This window comes from Flavobacterium hankyongi (assembly GCF_036840915.1).
GTDB lineage: Bacteria > Bacteroidota > Bacteroidia > Flavobacteriales > Flavobacteriaceae > Flavobacterium > Flavobacterium hankyongi.
Genome location: NZ_CP085725.1, coordinates 1,433,890 through 1,450,424, shown reverse-complemented (window position 1 = coordinate 1,450,424; position 16,535 = coordinate 1,433,890). Strand labels below are relative to the sequence as shown.

The window sequence follows — 16,535 nt, the reverse complement described above, 5'->3', positions numbered from 1 at the left end:
TTACTCAAAAATTTCTAAATAACTTTTGTAGTCTTCTATAATTGTTCCACTTTTATTAATTGCAATTTCAGAAATTTTATCAGGATTGAAATCGTTTATGATTCTTATCTGAGTCTCATCGTCATTAAAAATTTCAAATGCAACATCTTCAAAAATTACAAAAACGTAAAGTCCAACTTTCCAATTCTCAGTTTCTTTACTTGGAAATAGATGTAAATGATAAAATTGAAAATTAAAGTTTCCAACTTCATCTTCCTCGTCTAAATATCCAATATTTTCCATTTCGTCAAGAAATCCAACACCACCTAATACATCAAAATCATTTTTATATTTATTAAATGAATTCAATTCATCATTAGTAATTATTTGCTTAAGATGAGCTAGAATCTTGTCAATAATTGTAATATCAAAATTACCTGTATATTCACCCGCTAAATCAAATAAGTTATACTGCATATAAAAGTTAACAATAATAAATCCAAAATCTTCAATTTCAAGCTTTGAATAATCTATGTTCTCAATAATTTCTTTTAAAACTTCATAACTTGGCTTAATACCAAATTTGACTTTAAAATCTTTTATGCTTCTAAATAAATCTTCGTATTGGTTTTGAGAAAAATATCGTTCAACTAAGTCTGAATATTTTACTATTTTATTTTTAATTTCTTCACCTTCTACTGTAATTATTTTGTAACTCTTTTGCGATTGTATCATTTCTAACCAAGTTCGTGTCGCGTTTGTTAGATATGAACTAATAAAAAAAACAAGATAATTTGGTTGTTCAGCATCAGCCCACGCTATTTTAGAAGTCAATTCATTGACTGGAACTCCATTTGAATAATGTTTACATTCAAAAAACCATTTTGTTTCAACATTGTTTATTGGATTAGCAAAATTATAACTTGCTTCTATATCTCGTCCATTATCAGCGCCTCCCTCTCTCCAAATAAGATTGTGGAAATTATATTGAACTAATAAGTCATAACACAAGTTTTCAAAACCTCTTGGTGAAACATTTTTAAAATCTATATCCTCAACTTTGTATTTCATTTTATTTTCTTTAAAGCCTTATCTTAAAAGTGTTCTCAAATTTTCTACAGAGGTTTTTACAGTTTTATCGTTCATTAAGAATTGAGGCTTTCCTTTGTAATCATTTTGAATATAATTAATTAAATCATTTACAGGTGGTGAAGTAATGCTTGGTTTCACAATTTCAATTAATTGCTGAAATTTCCTTTGAGAAAGTGTAAACTGTAACCTACTGCTTATTCTCGTATCAGTAAAAGATAGAATTGCAATATTGGCTTGATGTGAATCAAGATTTGACAATATTTCTGTATAAATATCATTAGCACTTACAGCAACTCCATTGCCATTTGTGAGAAATGTTTCTACAATTGCAATAATAAATTTCTTCTCAACAGATTTAGGTACTTTGATAGGTTGACCTATAATTCTTTGTAACTGACGTGCAAAAGCAGGTTCATTATAAAAATTATTAAAGCCTCTATGGGCTGATAGCAAGTTGTTAATTGTATTGTCTATTTCTATAGCTCGCAAATCATCAGGAATATAACTTTCCGCTCCAACAATTTGTAAAAATTGTCTAGAAAGTCTTTTCTCATCTTGACTATTGTTAGCCGTAAAATGGGCATACTTAAGGCCAAAAGTTTGTTTCACATCCTCATCAACTCTTCCCCATATTTCAGGCAAAAGCTTATTAATATTTTGATGCGTTTGACTCTCAGTTTCGGGTTTTACATATATTCCAAAAAAACCAGATGCTAAGTTATTTATCTGCTCTTGTGTTAAACTGGTTGTAAAGACAGCTATTTCTTGAGCATCACTATTTGAAATTACTGTATTCTTAACTCCTTGCAGTAACTGCTTTATTCTAATTGTAACGTTAGAAATTGGTAGCGTTATTACTTCTTTTATACAAGTTTCAAGCCAAGAAACCAACTGAAGTCCAGTTATCTCACTATTATTTGGATGAGCTGCGCTTGCCCAATTTCTCATATAATTAATATATTCAAGATGCTTAAACCCTAAATCGGAAATCAATCCTATTTCTTTTGCACCTCGTATTAAATCGTAATCATCAACTTTATTTAAATCATTTTCATCTTTTAAGCGCTTTCTCCTGTCTTCAGTTACAGCATTATCATAAAAAAACTCAATATCATATTGTGAAACTCTTTTCCTAATCTGCAAAATGGTTTCATCCCACAAATAATTTAAAGAAGCATCAAATAAGCCTGATGCAGTACTTGCAATAAATTTAGATAGATAGAGAGATTGACCTTTTTCATCAACTGAAATTTGAGCTAAAACTGAATCAAGATTTTTAAAGACATTAACTCTTTCTGGAATATCTACAAATACACCTTCACTTGGTAGCGAATGCAAACTTAATACTTGTTTTAATCCAGATTCAAATTCCTTCAATTGTATTAAGCTATTATTACTTGAATCCTGAACTTGTGGTAAATTTTCATTCATATATTTTTTTAATTGGTTAATAATAATTTCATGTGTAATGTATTATAAAACCAAATATCAAACAATCCCTATTTATAATGATTTTCTTAGTAACTAAATTTAGTGATATACTATAAGTCTAAATCAGGGGAAAATACCTATTTATCAATTCCCTTTCTGCATTTACATCAACTCGGATATATTTCTCAGTTGTCCCAGGCCATTTATGTCCAGCCAATTCCTGAACCTTTACCAAATCATATTTTTTTTCATTCAGCCAATTACAAATCACACTCATTCGAATAGTTTGCGGATTCAATTTCCTGTCTGGAAACAAAGTCTTTAATGGTTCGATAATCGAATGAATGCCATCAACCGAAATCGGTTTTCCAAGCTTATTTAAAATGAGCTTATCAGTATTGCAACGAAGCATTTTTTGTCTAACCTCCTCAATGTATTTGGATAATGGAAGTATTTGCTTGTTGAGGAGTTCAAGGGTTCTTCTGTTAAGGGTATTAGATGCTTTGATATATATGGTCCCGTTTTCCAAATCAATGTCTTTTAATTCAAGGTTCGTGATTTCTTCACTGGTAAGACCTTGATAAATTAAAAGCGACAAAAGCACATTGTTTCGGGATTCCAAAAACCAATAGCGGTTTTCCCTTTGTAGTAGCAATTGCAATTCTTCGCTGCTAAACAAATCCTGTAATTGGATATCCTGATTGCTTCTGTTTTTAATATTCAGTTTTTTGCAGGGATGGTCTTTTCTTACTCCAGTCATCACCAGATACTCGTAGTACTTTTTAATGGCTGATAGGATTCGGATTCTGTATTGGGTATTGGATTGTTTCTGCGTAACCTCATCCATATAGTTGATGATATCGTGAAACTTATATCGTTTACACTTGGGATTGGTCTTGATAAAATTATTGATAGTGAAAAGATAGCTCTGGGCTGTTTTATCTGCCAATCGCTGTTTTAGATAATCCTCTAATTTGATTTTTTCCATAAGCTTGATTTTAAAAGGTTACTACTGGCTTTCGCTTTTTGTTCTTAATGGCATATATGTAGGTGGTATTGATTTCAGAATGACCAAGGAAACGCCTAATAAATTCAATACCTGCATCATTATCGGAAAGATGACTGGCAATACTATGGCGAAGACAATGGAGCGAGATGTCTTTTTGAATCAGCTCATAATTATCTGTTTGCTCGATAATCCTTTTCAGCATATCATTGAGGATTTCACCACTTGCTCTTTTTCCTCTGGCATTGACAAAAAGAGCCTCTTCCAACTGGTTTCTACCTATCAGTTTCTGATACCGTTCTTCAGTAATGTATTGCTTTAAGCATTTAAGAACCGAGTCACTCATAGGGACTTCACGTCTCTTGCTACCTTTTCCCTTACGGACCATCAGCATTCCACTTGTGAGTTGTACGTCTTTGACATCCAGTTTCTCAATTTCAGACCTTCTAAGACCACAGCCATAGGCAACTGACAACAAAGCTCTTTCAATTTCAGATGTACAGTTATCGAAGAGCATTTTAACCTCAACAGTTGAAAGTATGTTTCTCGGATTCTGAATCCCGTTTCCGTACGTTGGAATGTAGAACTCTTTATCAATTTCCTTGTTTTCCAAAAGGTTCAACATGAAAAGTCCCATAGTGAATAAATGAAATTTGATGGTCTTCTCGGCCAAAGTGCCTTCACCTCGTTGTTTGGGTCTCGCTATTAGGTATTCAAAATAACTTATTGTCTCTTGGCTGTCTACATCCTTTATCTTGGTCACTCCCGAATCTTCCAGCCAAATGAGAAACTCCTTTACTGCATTCTGGTACATTTTCCCTCTTTGACCCTGTTTGTAGTTCCTTACTTTTACAAACCTGTCAAACTCTTTAAGAAGGTTCTCATAGGCTGGTGTTTTTATCGTCTTTTTCATGGTCATTATCATTTGGTTTTACAATCTTTCCTTATGCACACTTTCAAAAACATCGAACACTAGCATCATATAACCTTATTTTACTGGCATTCCAGTGTTCTTTTTGGTGTTTTACAATTGTTTTAGCTGATTATTCAAGTCTTCCCTGATTTTAGCTTTCATCTTTTCCATATTATCCCAATAGGAAATGACATACTTGAATCCCTTATTGGGAGAACCTTCCACGGCTTGTATGTATTCCAGCTTCTGCAATAATTCAAAATACTTGAAAGCCGATGTCTTGCTCATGTTCAGGCTTTGGCGAACTTCTCTTGCCGTAAACCTGTAAGTTGAACCGTTGGGTTGGCTCTTTACATAGCCTTTTAGTTGCTCAAAGAACTGTCTGCTGCTTTTATCCAATTCATCCACCTTGATTACAATCGAGCTGAAGAAAACCTCAACCGCTTTTTCAATATCCTCTTTGGTTGTGATTAACCTTCCTTTGTCATCGATTTTTCTCCTGAATTGATTCAGGATAGTGATTTGGGAAACGAAATTCTGGAAATGGCTGTTGAGTCTTCTAAGCATCTTGGCTTCCAATGGCAACATCAATTGATTGGCAAACGGATTGACTACTTCATAGGATTTGAGTACCCGCATGCAGTTTCTAAGAAGCTGTTAGGCCTGTTGTTCGCTTTCTTTATCATAAAGCCCAGCAATGCGTTTGTTTTGGGCTTCTATGATTTTAAGCGTCTGTTCACGGCTTTCATCCACTCCCAATACTACCGAACGGCTCATATTGTCAAAATACACATCGGATTTGGTAGTAGCTGTAAGACTGGAAAAATGAGCTTGAACCGTTTTCATCTTTCCTCTTGTATTGCCAAACATATCTTTGACAACCGTAGAACTTGACAGGAACTTGGCCGACTGCATTTCCCGAAATGCTAACTGTGCGTCTTCATCAAGTCCATCAAAATCCTGAATCAGCACCAGTTTGTTCATCAATTCCTTTTCTTTGTAATGGTATAAGGATTTGCTTGTAATTCGGGTCATGTTCATCACATCTTCCTGCGGCATGCAATCTGCAATGGCATTGATGAGATGGCTCTTTCCTTCACCGCTGGAGCCTTGCACGAGTCCATGAAGCAGATAAGGCATTTTATAGCTGCTTGCGATGATGAACATCAAAAGCCTATTGTCTTCTTCACCAACAATCCCGCTTTGCCCCAATAGTTTGCTTACATTCTGCAATACCCTAGGATTCTTAAGGAATTCTATTGCTTTTTCATGGGCTTGTGGAGTAAGCTCTTTCTCCGAATATTGGTCGGTCACTGGATTCATTTCTTCATTGAATAGTGATTCCCTATATTCTTCCAAAAGGTCAGTAAAAAGTATCAAATCGGCTTCCAATAGGTTCGCATCAAAACCTTGTTTTTCATTGAGTTCCCTACATTGGTTCTGGACATTTACAAAATCAAACAAATCAATTTTCAATCGGTGTTTCTTCTGGTTGTGCTTTTCCACAATTTGGAGTGATACCCTAAGGTTTCCCAAATCCATCGGTAAGGCTCCGATTACATAGAACATCCCCGTTCTGCCCTTAAAGCCAATTTTGAAATCCCCAATGATTTCCAAGACATTGCTTTCTTCTTCTCCCGTTGGATTGTTTAAGAATTCTCCAATGCTTTCAGGGCCGTAGTTGACCAGCATCGTATTTAGGTTTTCCCCTTCAGGCAGTTCAATCAAGTTGATTGGTAAATCAGGTCTAGTGTTTTGCAATTGTAGTTTTATGGTTTCCATAGTTTTAGTTTTTAATGATTATTATTTCTTCCAGTTCATGTAGGGATTTGATAGCTTCCAAATGCTGGGTTAATAGTTTTCCATTGTGCATCGCCATAACGGCATCCCTGTTTTCCAATGTCTTGCTTTGCAGTAGGCTGGCGCATTCCATTACCGTTGTGGTCAGGTAGAGTCTTTTAGTATTTCTATTGGGGTGGCTTGGATAGATGCCCGTTTCGTTGAGATATTCCTCTCTTTGGGTTTCCATGTCAAACCTCAGCGCAAAGAAATTTACAATCCTATTTTGCTCATTCAGTAGGGGGAAGACCAGCCCATACCTACCAAATACGGTATAGGCTGTCAATCCTTCTTTATTTACCCCGGCATCACTCTTTTTTAGCACTCCTAAAGCCTCGAATTCATCTTTGGTGGTTTGGCTTTCCCGATGATGGAATTGACCTGAATTAAAGCCAATTCTAAGCTCGTTGTAGTCCAATCCGATTTCCTTTAGGTATTCTTTTGGCTTTATGGCCTTACTGCTTCTAATGCCTGTCTCGAAAGACAGAAATAATGATTCCAATGTTTCCATAATTAAAAGGCTTTTAGTTTGTAAATGAGACAAAATCATTTTTGACAAATCCATCATTTCTTTGGATTCTCGCAAACCATCTCTCATTTGAAATCGATAGCATAAATCCAATTAAATCTTCCTCTTTTACAGCGCAAATACCTTTTGAGTCTCCTTTTAAATCCAGTATATTGACAAAGAAATCATATTCATTTTCCATGGTTTCATCAATGAATTCTTCTAGGGTCTGCACTTCAGGGTTCCACGAAATTGGGCTTTGAGTTTCATCGTCTGTTAAAATCTCATGAACTTTTGAAGATGGACATTGCATATCCATATCATGGTACATTTCTTCATCTTTATCCCAGAACTCATCGAGTGCGGACATCAAAACGATTAAACGAATGTTGGTATGGGATTCCAGTTTTAGAAATAATTCCTCTTTGTCAACTTGCCACCTTTGAAAATGGTTTTGCTCTTCATTGGAGTAATCTCTTAAGCCAGACATGAAAGTCGCTCTCCAATATACATCCGTAAAATCAACGGTTCTACCATTCATAAAATCACACATTAGGTTAAACTCTCTTGGGTTTAACTCATCAAAAAAACTTTTTTTCATAATACTTATTTTTTAAATTAATAATTAGGTTAAATCAGGATAAAAGAATCCCTGTTCGGATATTTCACCGAATACTTTCTACTGATAAACAGTTATTTATATTTTATTGATTTGGTGAAAGATTACCTTTCTTTCACATTTTTGAACTTAATGAATAAGCAATCGAATTGCTTAATTACTGCGAGGATAGAAGGAAAATTTGATTCTCGCCAGCTTTTTTGGATTTTTCCTCTCCGTTGTATTGAAATAGGGCTTTTAGAACTTTTAAGCTACCCTGTATTTTTCAATGCTTTCAGGAAATTCCCTAATCTGTAAAGATTCTTCCCATTCCTCAATATTGCCCCCGTGACGGTCTTTTAAGCCAAATTCACCTGCCAAGTGCGTTCCCAACTGTTTCACGAAGACTTTCATATTTGTTTGTCGTGAGACATCAATCAGCTTTGTGAACCATTCCATTTTACATTCTCTGAATAGGTATTTTCCAGTTTTGTTACCACTTTCACCACCAAGGATAATCCAATGAAATTTCTGTGTTAGGATTTCAGAATAATCCTCTAGGTTCAGTTCACCAATTAATGGTTCTGCTGAAAAGAATCGGATTCTAGCTGGAACTTTTGAAAGCGTTTCGATTCGGTGCTTTTCTGCATCACTCTCAACACTTACCCCAAGCCATACGTTCGGATAACCATCACCCCAATCTTCTGGAAGACATTCTAAAATTCTTTCTGGTCTTTTGGTCAGGATTTGATAAGTATGTTCTGGAGTGTTCTTGATGATTTCCCAAGCATCTTTTCTCCATTCATCCGCATCTTTGATGAACCAATCTGACCAACTGCAAGTGAATATCAGTTGCGGCTCTTTCCATTTTAGTGGGGCATCGAAGCTAGTCTTTGATTTCAATACTGTCGTTGGGTTTTGTCCATAACGCTCTTTATCCCTAAACATATAGCAAAATTTACACGCGGCACTTACTTTAGCACAGCCATGCCAAGGATTCCATGTTGGTCCAGTCCATTGAATTTTGGATAATTCTACTTTACTTTTTTTGTTTTTTTCCATAATAAAATAATTTTAAATTAATACTTAACTATCTGCTTTGCTATTAGAATTCATTTTCTTCCAAGAAAACTTCAATAAATTCATTCATTTGATGAAAGTCTGGTATAAAGTCAACAACATCGCTATAAACTTTATCACATGCTTTTTCAAGACCTTCAGGGAATTCCCATAAATCTATTTCATGATGAAAAACTATTCCACCTGAGCCCATTTGTAAAATATCTTCAAGTACTCCTGAATCATAATACATTTCATTTGAATTGAGAATTTCGATAATTGATTCAATTTGACTTTTAATAGAATCTAATTGTTCTGTGGTGATGTTAAATTGTTCCATAATAATTTTTGGTTTTAAATTTCTATGGTACAAAGAGAGTTGGGGTACAAAAAAGGGTCTACCGAAATAGACCCTTTTTTAATTTATTTATTTAATTTTATTTTATTCCTTTCCATGAAATCCTTTATTTCATTGGTGATTTCAGCTTTTTTAATTTTTGCTTTTTCTTTGTCGGGGTTTAATTTATAAGTACCATTAAGAAGTTTTTTTGCATTTTCAACACTGACCCCCATTATTAATCCAAGTAACATGTTTTTACTGTTTTTAGATGTATCTAGCTTTGATATAATATTTTCAATCCCCAATTGAACTAATATCTCATATCTCTCTGCTAAACTATAACTTGGCAGTTGAGAAAGGTTAAGAGATGTGTCTTCATCATTATCAATAAAACTTTCAACTATGGGTATTAGATTAATTTTGATTTCATCTCCATCTTGTAAAGCTTCAATTTGGAAACCATGACTTTTAATCTCCTCAGCAATAAAATCTATTTTTCGCTGATTAACTAAACTAAAAAACATATCGTTTTCAAAATCTAATTTTGAATTAAAGTATAAAAAACCATTCAAATATTTATTTGTAATTTCTTTATGAACTACATTTACTTTGTTTTCTTTATTTAAGTAAAAATATTGATATTCTGATTTTAAAAAATCCAACTCATTAGAAATAGGGTATTTCTCTGAAAAAATTACTTTCAGCACAGAATAATTAGATTTATAAACATCTACTGAACTATAGCACCAAAACTTATCATTTGCCTCACAAAATTCATAGATTATCCTAATTAATTCACTAATTTTTTTATTACATACGACCATTTTATTTGATAAATCCAGAAATTTTTTCCTTACTTTTTCCTCTTCCTCATCATCTAAAACATGTGATTTCTTGATTAATCGTTTTATTTTCCTTTCTAATGAATTTGATAAACTTAAACCCGAATGGTAAGCTTCTGAAAAATTTTTAAGCTCTATATTTATTTCCTCTTCACTGTCTAAAATATATTTTGGCGATGAGTCTTCAAGAAACTCTAATTCTTCTTCTGACAAAAAATCTTCATCATCTCCTGAAAAATCGTGAACTATATTATCTCCCATTTTAATTGCATTTAAAACGTAAATATATAATTTTAGCTAATAGGTAATGTATTTAGATGCCTTTTGTACAATCTGTGTACACTTGTAGAATTATGCATTTTACCGTTAGCAGTACCAAAGTTTAATTGATTTAGTGCATTTGCTATCTTGTCATAGCTGAACCCCTTTGCTCTATACTCAACAATGAGTGCAGTTGCTTGAATATTGGCTTTATTGTTGATTGCCTTCTGTCTGATTATTTCAAGCCCTTTCTTTTTTGATTCATCGGTAAGATTTGCTGGTGTTCCAAGCTTAAACCCCTGTTTTTTCTTTTCAGCCAAAGCATTTCGGGTACGTTCAGCTATAAGTTTGGCCTCCATCTCTGCTAGAGCTGCATATAGATGAATGGTAAAATTGGTGGCCTGTGGCAAATCACAAGCAACGAACTCAACGCCTGTTTCCATCAAGGAAGAAACGAAGAAAACATTTCTGGCCAACCTATCAATTTTTGCTATTACCAAAACCGCATTATTCTTTTTAGCAAAATCTATGGCTTTGTAGATTTCAGTACGTTTTCTCTTTGAGGTACCAGTTTCGATTTCAGTGAAGCTGTCAATCAAAACTCCATTGTTAGAGTTCACAAAATTATCCACAACCGATTTTTGAGATTCCAGACCCAAACCAGATTTACCCTGTTCGGAAGTACTCACACGAAAATAACCCACATATTTCTTCATAATCCTAAAATTTTGTTCTTTTATGGCGGACTCTAAACGAGTGTTTGGAATCCGCTGTACTCCACGAGTGTAAGAGGAAATATCTTCCTGCGCCAGCTTTTTTGAATATTTTTTTCTATTTCTTCCAAAAAGAAAACCCTGCTCAAAAGCAGGGTCCATACTTATATATTATATAGGTGAATTATTTTCCCTCAATGAAGTCGATAACTGGAACCAGCATATCACAATAACAGCCTTCAACAGTTTTCACAACTTCACGATTCTTATTGATGAATATGATTGTGTAATCATCAACCCAACGCAAACACACTTTTACCCATCCTTTATGGGTTAATCCATTTACCTGAAAAGCTAAACCGCCTTGAAATTCTTTTGATTCACTAATTGCTGCGAAATGTTTAGCTCCCCATGCCCAAAGTGCCGAACGGTCAGCATATTTGATTTGGTCCATAATTGCTTGAGCGATTTCCATTGTTCTTTCCGATGTTTTCATAATACTATATTTTAATATTCCTTGTATCCCACGAGGATACAAGGAATATTATTCCCGTGCCAGCTTTTTTGCAATTATTTTAAAAAATATTTATCTGTAAAGCCCCGTGAATAGGGAGATTATAAAAATATTTCAATTCTCCCATAGCAAAATCTGTCTTTTCCTCCAGGGCGAAATATTTATCAATAAACGATAAATATGATAAATGAAAAGACTGAAGGGATTAATATACTTTCCCTATTTGACGGCATTTCATGTGCCAAATTGGCCCTTGAGAGAGCAGGAATAAAAATCAATAAATATTATTGCTCCGAAATCGATAAATCAGCATTGGCCATCCAAAAGCATCACTACGGAAAAGACAAGAATTTTATCCAATTGGGTGATGTAAAAGACATCAATGGAATCGAATTAAGCGATGAAATTGATTTGGTGGTATTTGGTAGCCCTTGCACCAATTTAAGCAGCATAAATCCTATTGATAGGCGTGGATTGGAAGGTGAGGAATCCAAATTGTTTTACGAAGCTCTTAGGATATTAACCGAAATTAGGGTGTCCAAACCAGCAAGTAAAAAACTTTATTTTCTAATGGAAAATGTAGCGAGCATGAAAGCAGTCGATAGGGATAAGATAACCGAGGAACTATCAAAGATATTTTATGATGCCCAGCTATTGAAAATCGATTCGGCCTTGATTACACCAGCACATAGAAGACGCTTATACTGGACCAACATTCCAAATGTTTCAGTTCCTGATGCTACGGATGTAACGTTTTCGGATATATTGGAGAATGGTTTTGTGGACCGTGATAAGGCTAATGTTTTATTATCTGGAAATGTAACGTTGACCAATGGAATCTTTAGGCATTTCAAGATGAATATAGGCAACATCATTTATAAGGATGAATCATTTGCCAAACTGCCAAAAGAAGAAAAATTATTGAGATATCCTGCCATTCTGGAAGCATCGGGATATATCGGTAAATCTGGAAGCAATCCTGAAGAATTGGATTTCCCGAATGGTTGTTACCGTCACCCAAGCATTAAGGAATACTCAAGATTAATGACTGTACCTGACCTCTATGTTGATGGAGTGCCGAAAATTTCCAAAACCGATAAACTGAAAGTGTTGGGGTTAGCGTTTTCAGTTAATGTTGTTGCACACTTGTTTAAAGGATTAAGACAGTAAAAGAAAAAGAGCCGGAGACGGCTCTTTTTTATTTCTAATCATATCCTTCGGCTTGTATTTCTCTATGGACATCTCGCATTGTTGCTTTATAGCATGGAGTACAGTAGTAATTTCCATTCCCATTTGGCGAAATCCTATTGTAATCTTCTGTTAGGTCTTTACCACAAACCATACAGTTTATTTTCTTTTTAGGTTCGGTATTGGTTTCTGCTTCTTTGTTTAGATTGTTGTCGCATTTATTAGCCCACATGAATATAAGAAATATGAATCCTATAATATACAGCCAATTATTGTTACTTTTCATTTTTATAGCTTTAAGATTAGTATTATTTATTTCGGTTTTATTGGTGAAATGTAATAAGAGTTGAATAGTCTTATTCTATCCCCTGGATTATAAAATGTGACTTCATCAATTATTCGTGGGGAAAGTCCATTTATTCTAATTGCCAAATGACCAACTTTACCATTTTTTTGTGCAACGAAATAATATACGTCCCATTCTAGTTGATTATAATCAAATATATCGTCTGGTTCTCCAAGCATCTCTTTGATAGTTGATATATTAGTTTCTTGAATTAAAGTCCCTCTTATATCAGCATAACTTGGTAGATTTTTACTTGCTACATTATTTTCTAAAATTTCTAAATTGAGATATTTTGAAAGTTCGGGCATAGCATTTAAAATTTCATTTGGTATTTGCTCTTCCTTATAACATTCAGTAAAACCCTCAATCTCATCCCATTTTTTTAAATCATTATTTTTTGTTACATCTTGCTTTTTAAAAGTCATGAACTGCTCATAAATTTCCCCATAGCCTTCAAAATAGTTGTAATCACCTGTTTTAAAATAATTAAGAGTTACTTGTTTATAGCTAAACTGAATAATATTTCCTTCTAGTTCACAATCTTTGAATTCACATATTTCTTTTAAATTATGCTTAGGATTATAAGTAAACAAACAACCTGTACAAGCTCCATTTTGGTACTTTACTATTATTCCAGATTGTTGAGTTGGTGTGTAATCATTTTCAGGAAACATAAAGACTTTTACATAGTTTAATCCTTTTGCTTTGTTGGTATGTTCTTCTTCAGTTGTTGATGCAACCGAATCATTCTGCTCTATTGTTTGATTTTTTCCATTTTCTTTAGGAGGTGTTTCTTTTGGATTTTGGCAAGAAACGGACAAAAGGGTTACAATTATAATTTTGATAAATGAAGTTACTTTCATGGCTCTTATATTAAGTTACAGAGCAAATATAAATAAAAAACGGAGTAAACTCCGTTTGCGTAAAACTTTATTCTAGGAAGTCTTATGCAATTTTGCTATATGCAGAAACAGCTAGACGATATTAAAAAAGAAGTGACTCGTAGAATCCATCAAGAATTCTTAAAGAAGTTTGATGGGAATAAGACACACTTTGCTAAAAAGGCTGGTTGTGATGAAAAAACAATACGCTTACTTTTCGATTTTGGACAAGGAATGACTTTGAATTTACTTTTTAAATTGGCATTTGCTTTAGATTTAAATCCTAGTGATATAATTAAAGATTTATCAATAAAAAAGGAAGATTAACTCTTCTTTTTCTTTTTTAGTAGCTTATAAAGCTCATCCAATTCCTTATCGGTAATCCCATCCATTATTAGTATCAAAGGAAATTTAGGCTCTTCCGTGCTTAATATTTCTCTCAGTTGCGAGAATTTTATTTTCAGTTTTCTTTTCATAATATCTTTTATAATAAATACTTTCCCCATAGGATTTAGTCAAAATTTTACCAAAAAAATTTTCAGAAAATTTCTGAATCTCTCTGAGTGCTTCAAAAAATGGGAAAATTAAATTCTCTTGAAGAGGGCGGTCATCGCAGATTGAATAACTTTAAAGACTTACATACCTTGAAGTTATGAGCAGGGAGCCCCTAGGGATGTTTTTAAGTTTCTAAATTAGACCTCACCAGCAAAGAGTTGTCCATCAAGTGCGGAAAACACCAGGTTTTATGGGCTTTATGTTGGTTTATTCATATGGTTTTGATACATTCACGGAGTATAAAATCCTGTAAACATGAGCAATAAACAAGATTTCAATAGTTTCTTCCCAACAGATAATTCATCAAAGACCAATTTAAAGTACGATTTGGTATCCAGTAAATTCGTGACTGGAATTGAAAATCATCAAATGAGGCAGTATCATAATTCCCAATCTACTGCATTCCTTTTTGGAATGATTGGAGGAATATTCCAAATTGTCATTGGAATAATCATCTTCTCATTTGGACTTTTGAGAACCATTTTCAAAGCCTTAAACTAGTAAAATTCCTTAAATATTCATTTTTGCGAAATTTATGAATTTTGTGAAGTATTGATTTTATTGGCACTTCCAACTATTTTTTACATTTTTGATACACATAAGGAGCGGTGCGCTTTGAAAATTCCAACCGCAGGCGGTCCTTATGTGTATTATTTTTTCAAAATATCTTCCGAAAGCCTTACTAATAAAGGGATTGAATAGAATCATAAATTTCGCATTTTTGAATTTCTCATTAAAATCCTATTATTTCTGGTGTTTTCATTTTTCTCAGATACTTATTAATAAATGCCCATGGCAAATTTTCTTACCCAATTCACTTGACAATGTTTTAAACAATTCGTATATTTTAACAAAAACGGATAAGTAGGAGAATAAACTCTATAAAATTCTTGCTTGCTGACAGGTCGCAACTGTCAGCTGCTCTTAGCAAGTAAAATAAGGAGCAAATAAGCATTCCGTAAGGAATGGGAGAATAAGAGCATAAATATTAATGAAAATTGCAAAAAATGAGCAGAGGTATGTTACCCAACCAATTTTAGATTACATTACCAAAACAGATTACAAAAGAAAAGATGATTTATACTGCATCATCGATTTAATTTACAGAAGACAAATCTACTTCAAGACTGAACTCCAAAGGCGTTACGGCTATATTGAAATCCCAAGGTCTTCATTCCAAAAACTAATACCAAGCCCAAATTACATCAGGGAAGCATTGGACTTCTTGGTGGAAAACGGACTTATTAAAAGAAACGACTTCTACCAGTATGGGACCATATCCAAAGCCAAAGGATATAAGATAATGACTGAATATCTTGGTTCAAAGGTTCCTGTTGAAATAACTGATTCCAAAATCAATAAGCGCATCAAGGAAATCAAACTGAATAATAGGAAAAAAAGAGTGAAGAATCTGGAATTCTTCAAATCCAAATACTATAAGAATTTCAAGATTGACTTTGATGCTGCTATGTCTGCCATTACTGAAAATGCCATAAGTGAGATTAGTGAATTATGCAAAAAAATCAAATACGATATCAGTGACAAAAGGATATTGGAGTTAATCGAATGCAGAAGTAATACAACAATGGACAGGATAATCATTACGCAACGTTGCGGTTATGAACTGAATAATATATTGCATCGATTGATGGTCCACCAACAGCAGGTTTATGCCATTCATGATGGTTATTTATTCTTCAAAAGAAACAAGACTAACGGGCGTTTGGATACCAATCTAACATCATTGCCATCTTATCTTAGAAAGTTCCTTAAAAGCGATGAAAAGCTATTTAGTTTGGATATCAAAAACAGTCAGCCGTTCTTCCTCTACACTAAACTCCAAAATGAAATTGGAATCAATAAAGATGAACTGGAATTGTATGGTGAATTGGCAGTTAATGGGGTGTTGTATGAATATTTGGCTAATGATTTTTTTGGAATTGATTACGATTCTTTGGATGATGAAAACAAGGTGGTTTACCGTGAAAAATCCAAAATCAACCTATTTAGGATTCTCTACTCGAAAGTGGAATCATATCTGAGTATAAAGGAGGTATTTGCGGAGAAATTTCCAACAATTATGAAGTACATCAATCAGGTGAATTTCAAGAAGAACAACACACTTGCGGTTTTGCTTCAGGAAAGGGAATCATTGACTGTATTGGATATGGTCATGGTCAGACTTCAGGAGAAGAATATAAATCCGTTTACGATTCACGATTCTTTTCTGGTTACTGAAAGTGAGTTATCGGTTGTAAGGGAGACTTTGGTGAGTGTTTGTATTGAAATGTATGGTATTGCACCGCAATTGCATGAAAAGGATTTATTGGAGGAAAAAATGGATTCTGAAGAGGATTATAAATTTATTGATGATGGATATGATTTACCTGAGAGTTTTTTTTGAATAAGTGAATAATCACGATGCAGAAATAAATTAGTATTTATAACTTTTACATATTTGTTTTTCATA

The 16,535-nt window shown here is 33.7% G+C and carries 20 protein-coding genes; 4 read left to right on the top strand and 16 right to left on the bottom strand.

Going from position 1 to position 16,535, the window contains the following annotated elements; translation table 11 throughout:
• The 13 genes from LJY17_RS06670 to LJY17_RS06610 form a co-directional block, all read right to left on the bottom strand.
• Nucleotides 1-1,050 carry a restriction endonuclease gene (locus LJY17_RS06670; protein ID WP_264543067.1) on the bottom strand — a complete coding sequence of 350 codons (1,050 nt, stop codon included), beginning with the start codon at nucleotides 1,048-1,050 and terminating at the stop codon, nucleotides 1-3.
• Nucleotides 1,051-1,068: 18 nt separating this feature from the next.
• The gene (locus tag LJY17_RS06665) at nucleotides 1,069-2,502 is read right to left on the bottom strand and encodes a hypothetical protein (RefSeq protein ID WP_264543066.1); all 1,434 of its coding nucleotides are present in this window, start codon (nucleotides 2,500-2,502) and stop codon (nucleotides 1,069-1,071) included.
• A gap of 118 nt (nucleotides 2,503-2,620) precedes the next feature.
• Nucleotides 2,621-3,490 carry a tyrosine-type recombinase/integrase gene (locus tag LJY17_RS06660; protein WP_264543065.1) on the bottom strand — a complete coding sequence of 290 codons (870 nt, stop codon included), beginning with the start codon at nucleotides 3,488-3,490 and terminating at the stop codon, nucleotides 2,621-2,623.
• Nucleotides 3,491-3,500: 10 nt separating this feature from the next.
• A complete protein-coding gene (locus LJY17_RS06655; protein ID WP_264543064.1) occupies nucleotides 3,501-4,421 on the bottom strand; it encodes a tyrosine-type recombinase/integrase in 921 nt (306 codons plus the stop codon).
• A gap of 111 nt (nucleotides 4,422-4,532) precedes the next feature.
• On the bottom strand, nucleotides 4,533-5,060 hold the full coding sequence (locus LJY17_RS06650; protein WP_264543063.1) for a hypothetical protein: 528 nt from the start codon (nucleotides 5,058-5,060) through the stop codon (nucleotides 4,533-4,535).
• A gap of 18 nt (nucleotides 5,061-5,078) precedes the next feature.
• A complete protein-coding gene (locus tag LJY17_RS06645; protein ID WP_264543062.1) occupies nucleotides 5,079-6,203 on the bottom strand; it encodes a hypothetical protein in 1,125 nt (374 codons plus the stop codon).
• Between the two features lie 4 nt (nucleotides 6,204-6,207).
• Complete coding sequence (locus LJY17_RS06640) at nucleotides 6,208-6,771, bottom strand: hypothetical protein (protein WP_264543061.1); 564 nt, start codon at nucleotides 6,769-6,771, stop codon at nucleotides 6,208-6,210.
• A gap of 13 nt (nucleotides 6,772-6,784) precedes the next feature.
• Nucleotides 6,785-7,369 carry a hypothetical protein gene (locus LJY17_RS06635; RefSeq protein WP_264543060.1) on the bottom strand — a complete coding sequence of 195 codons (585 nt, stop codon included), beginning with the start codon at nucleotides 7,367-7,369 and terminating at the stop codon, nucleotides 6,785-6,787.
• A gap of 264 nt (nucleotides 7,370-7,633) precedes the next feature.
• Nucleotides 7,634-8,428, bottom strand: coding sequence for a phage Gp37/Gp68 family protein (locus tag LJY17_RS06630; RefSeq protein ID WP_264543059.1), 795 nt, complete (start codon nucleotides 8,426-8,428; stop codon nucleotides 7,634-7,636).
• A gap of 43 nt (nucleotides 8,429-8,471) precedes the next feature.
• Nucleotides 8,472-8,765: a hypothetical protein gene (locus LJY17_RS06625; RefSeq protein WP_264543058.1), complete on the bottom strand. Its 294-nt coding sequence runs from the start codon at nucleotides 8,763-8,765 to the stop codon at nucleotides 8,472-8,474.
• Nucleotides 8,766-8,848: 83 nt separating this feature from the next.
• Nucleotides 8,849-9,868: a hypothetical protein gene (locus LJY17_RS06620; RefSeq protein ID WP_264543057.1), complete on the bottom strand. Its 1,020-nt coding sequence runs from the start codon at nucleotides 9,866-9,868 to the stop codon at nucleotides 8,849-8,851.
• Nucleotides 9,869-9,900: 32 nt separating this feature from the next.
• Nucleotides 9,901-10,743, bottom strand: coding sequence for a recombinase family protein (locus tag LJY17_RS06615; RefSeq protein ID WP_264543056.1), 843 nt, complete (start codon nucleotides 10,741-10,743; stop codon nucleotides 9,901-9,903).
• A gap of 22 nt (nucleotides 10,744-10,765) precedes the next feature.
• Nucleotides 10,766-11,077, bottom strand: a complete 312-nt coding sequence (locus LJY17_RS06610; RefSeq protein WP_264543055.1) for a hypothetical protein — start codon at nucleotides 11,075-11,077, stop codon at nucleotides 10,766-10,768.
• A 198-nt stretch (nucleotides 11,078-11,275) separates the two neighbouring features.
• Here LJY17_RS06610 and LJY17_RS06605 point away from each other — a divergent pair, with 198 nt between their 5' ends.
• The gene (locus LJY17_RS06605) at nucleotides 11,276-12,265 is read left to right on the top strand and encodes a DNA cytosine methyltransferase (protein ID WP_264543054.1); all 990 of its coding nucleotides are present in this window, start codon (nucleotides 11,276-11,278) and stop codon (nucleotides 12,263-12,265) included.
• A gap of 34 nt (nucleotides 12,266-12,299) precedes the next feature.
• On the opposite strand, the gene LJY17_RS06600 is transcribed toward LJY17_RS06605, so the two are convergent.
• On the bottom strand, nucleotides 12,300-12,569 hold the full coding sequence (locus LJY17_RS06600; protein ID WP_264543053.1) for a hypothetical protein: 270 nt from the start codon (nucleotides 12,567-12,569) through the stop codon (nucleotides 12,300-12,302).
• Between the two features lie 26 nt (nucleotides 12,570-12,595).
• Nucleotides 12,596-13,492 (bottom strand): hypothetical protein, encoded by an 897-nt coding sequence (locus tag LJY17_RS06595; RefSeq protein WP_264543052.1) that lies wholly within the window; start codon nucleotides 13,490-13,492, stop codon nucleotides 12,596-12,598.
• A 99-nt stretch (nucleotides 13,493-13,591) separates the two neighbouring features.
• Between LJY17_RS06595 and LJY17_RS06590 the strand changes: the two genes are divergently transcribed.
• Complete coding sequence (locus tag LJY17_RS06590) at nucleotides 13,592-13,837, top strand: XRE family transcriptional regulator (RefSeq protein ID WP_264543051.1); 246 nt, start codon at nucleotides 13,592-13,594, stop codon at nucleotides 13,835-13,837.
• On the opposite strand, the gene LJY17_RS06585 is transcribed toward LJY17_RS06590, so the two are convergent.
• On the bottom strand, nucleotides 13,834-14,016 hold the full coding sequence (locus LJY17_RS06585) for a hypothetical protein (RefSeq protein ID WP_264543050.1): 183 nt from the start codon (nucleotides 14,014-14,016) through the stop codon (nucleotides 13,834-13,836). The genes LJY17_RS06590 and LJY17_RS06585 overlap by 4 nt on opposite strands.
• Before the next feature lie 304 nt (nucleotides 14,017-14,320).
• On the opposite strand from LJY17_RS06585, the gene LJY17_RS06580 reads away from it, so the two are divergent.
• Together LJY17_RS06580 and LJY17_RS06575 are read left to right on the top strand one after the other, a co-directional pair.
• Nucleotides 14,321-14,566 (top strand): hypothetical protein, encoded by a 246-nt coding sequence (locus tag LJY17_RS06580; protein ID WP_264543049.1) that lies wholly within the window; start codon nucleotides 14,321-14,323, stop codon nucleotides 14,564-14,566.
• A 490-nt stretch (nucleotides 14,567-15,056) separates the two neighbouring features.
• Entirely contained in the window at nucleotides 15,057-16,469 is a 1,413-nt protein-coding gene (locus LJY17_RS06575) for a hypothetical protein (protein WP_264543048.1), read from the top strand.
• The last annotated feature ends 66 nt before the right edge of the window (nucleotides 16,470-16,535 follow it).

What these genes read in the sequence shown, in the direction of transcription:
- LJY17_RS06670 (WP_264543067.1), bottom strand. Translation starts at nt 1,050, where the DNA reads ATGAAATACAAAGTTGAGGATATAGATTTTAAAAATGTTTCACCAAGA.
- LJY17_RS06665 (WP_264543066.1), bottom strand. Translation starts at nt 2,502, where the DNA reads ATGAATGAAAATTTACCACAAGTTCAGGATTCAAGTAATAATAGCTTA.
- LJY17_RS06660 (WP_264543065.1), bottom strand. Translation starts at nt 3,490, where the DNA reads ATGGAAAAAATCAAATTAGAGGATTATCTAAAACAGCGATTGGCAGAT.
- LJY17_RS06655 (WP_264543064.1), bottom strand. Translation starts at nt 4,421, where the DNA reads ATGAAAAAGACGATAAAAACACCAGCCTATGAGAACCTTCTTAAAGAG.
- LJY17_RS06650 (WP_264543063.1), bottom strand. Translation starts at nt 5,060, where the DNA reads ATGCGGGTACTCAAATCCTATGAAGTAGTCAATCCGTTTGCCAATCAA.
- LJY17_RS06645 (WP_264543062.1), bottom strand. Translation starts at nt 6,203, where the DNA reads ATGGAAACCATAAAACTACAATTGCAAAACACTAGACCTGATTTACCA.
- LJY17_RS06640 (WP_264543061.1), bottom strand. Translation starts at nt 6,771, where the DNA reads ATGGAAACATTGGAATCATTATTTCTGTCTTTCGAGACAGGCATTAGA.
- LJY17_RS06635 (WP_264543060.1), bottom strand. Translation starts at nt 7,369, where the DNA reads ATGAAAAAAAGTTTTTTTGATGAGTTAAACCCAAGAGAGTTTAACCTA.
- LJY17_RS06630 (WP_264543059.1), bottom strand. Translation starts at nt 8,428, where the DNA reads ATGGAAAAAAACAAAAAAAGTAAAGTAGAATTATCCAAAATTCAATGG.
- LJY17_RS06625 (WP_264543058.1), bottom strand. Translation starts at nt 8,765, where the DNA reads ATGGAACAATTTAACATCACCACAGAACAATTAGATTCTATTAAAAGT.
- LJY17_RS06620 (WP_264543057.1), bottom strand. Translation starts at nt 9,868, where the DNA reads ATGGGAGATAATATAGTTCACGATTTTTCAGGAGATGATGAAGATTTT.
- LJY17_RS06615 (WP_264543056.1), bottom strand. Translation starts at nt 10,743, where the DNA reads ATGGACCCTGCTTTTGAGCAGGGTTTTCTTTTTGGAAGAAATAGAAAA.
- LJY17_RS06610 (WP_264543055.1), bottom strand. Translation starts at nt 11,077, where the DNA reads ATGAAAACATCGGAAAGAACAATGGAAATCGCTCAAGCAATTATGGAC.
- LJY17_RS06605 (WP_264543054.1), top strand. Translation starts at nt 11,276, where the DNA reads ATGATAAATGAAAAGACTGAAGGGATTAATATACTTTCCCTATTTGAC.
- LJY17_RS06600 (WP_264543053.1), bottom strand. Translation starts at nt 12,569, where the DNA reads ATGAAAAGTAACAATAATTGGCTGTATATTATAGGATTCATATTTCTT.
- LJY17_RS06595 (WP_264543052.1), bottom strand. Translation starts at nt 13,492, where the DNA reads ATGAAAGTAACTTCATTTATCAAAATTATAATTGTAACCCTTTTGTCC.
- LJY17_RS06590 (WP_264543051.1), top strand. Translation starts at nt 13,592, where the DNA reads ATGCAGAAACAGCTAGACGATATTAAAAAAGAAGTGACTCGTAGAATC.
- LJY17_RS06585 (WP_264543050.1), bottom strand. Translation starts at nt 14,016, where the DNA reads ATGGGGAAAGTATTTATTATAAAAGATATTATGAAAAGAAAACTGAAA.
- LJY17_RS06580 (WP_264543049.1), top strand. Translation starts at nt 14,321, where the DNA reads ATGAGCAATAAACAAGATTTCAATAGTTTCTTCCCAACAGATAATTCA.
- LJY17_RS06575 (WP_264543048.1), top strand. Translation starts at nt 15,057, where the DNA reads ATGAAAATTGCAAAAAATGAGCAGAGGTATGTTACCCAACCAATTTTA.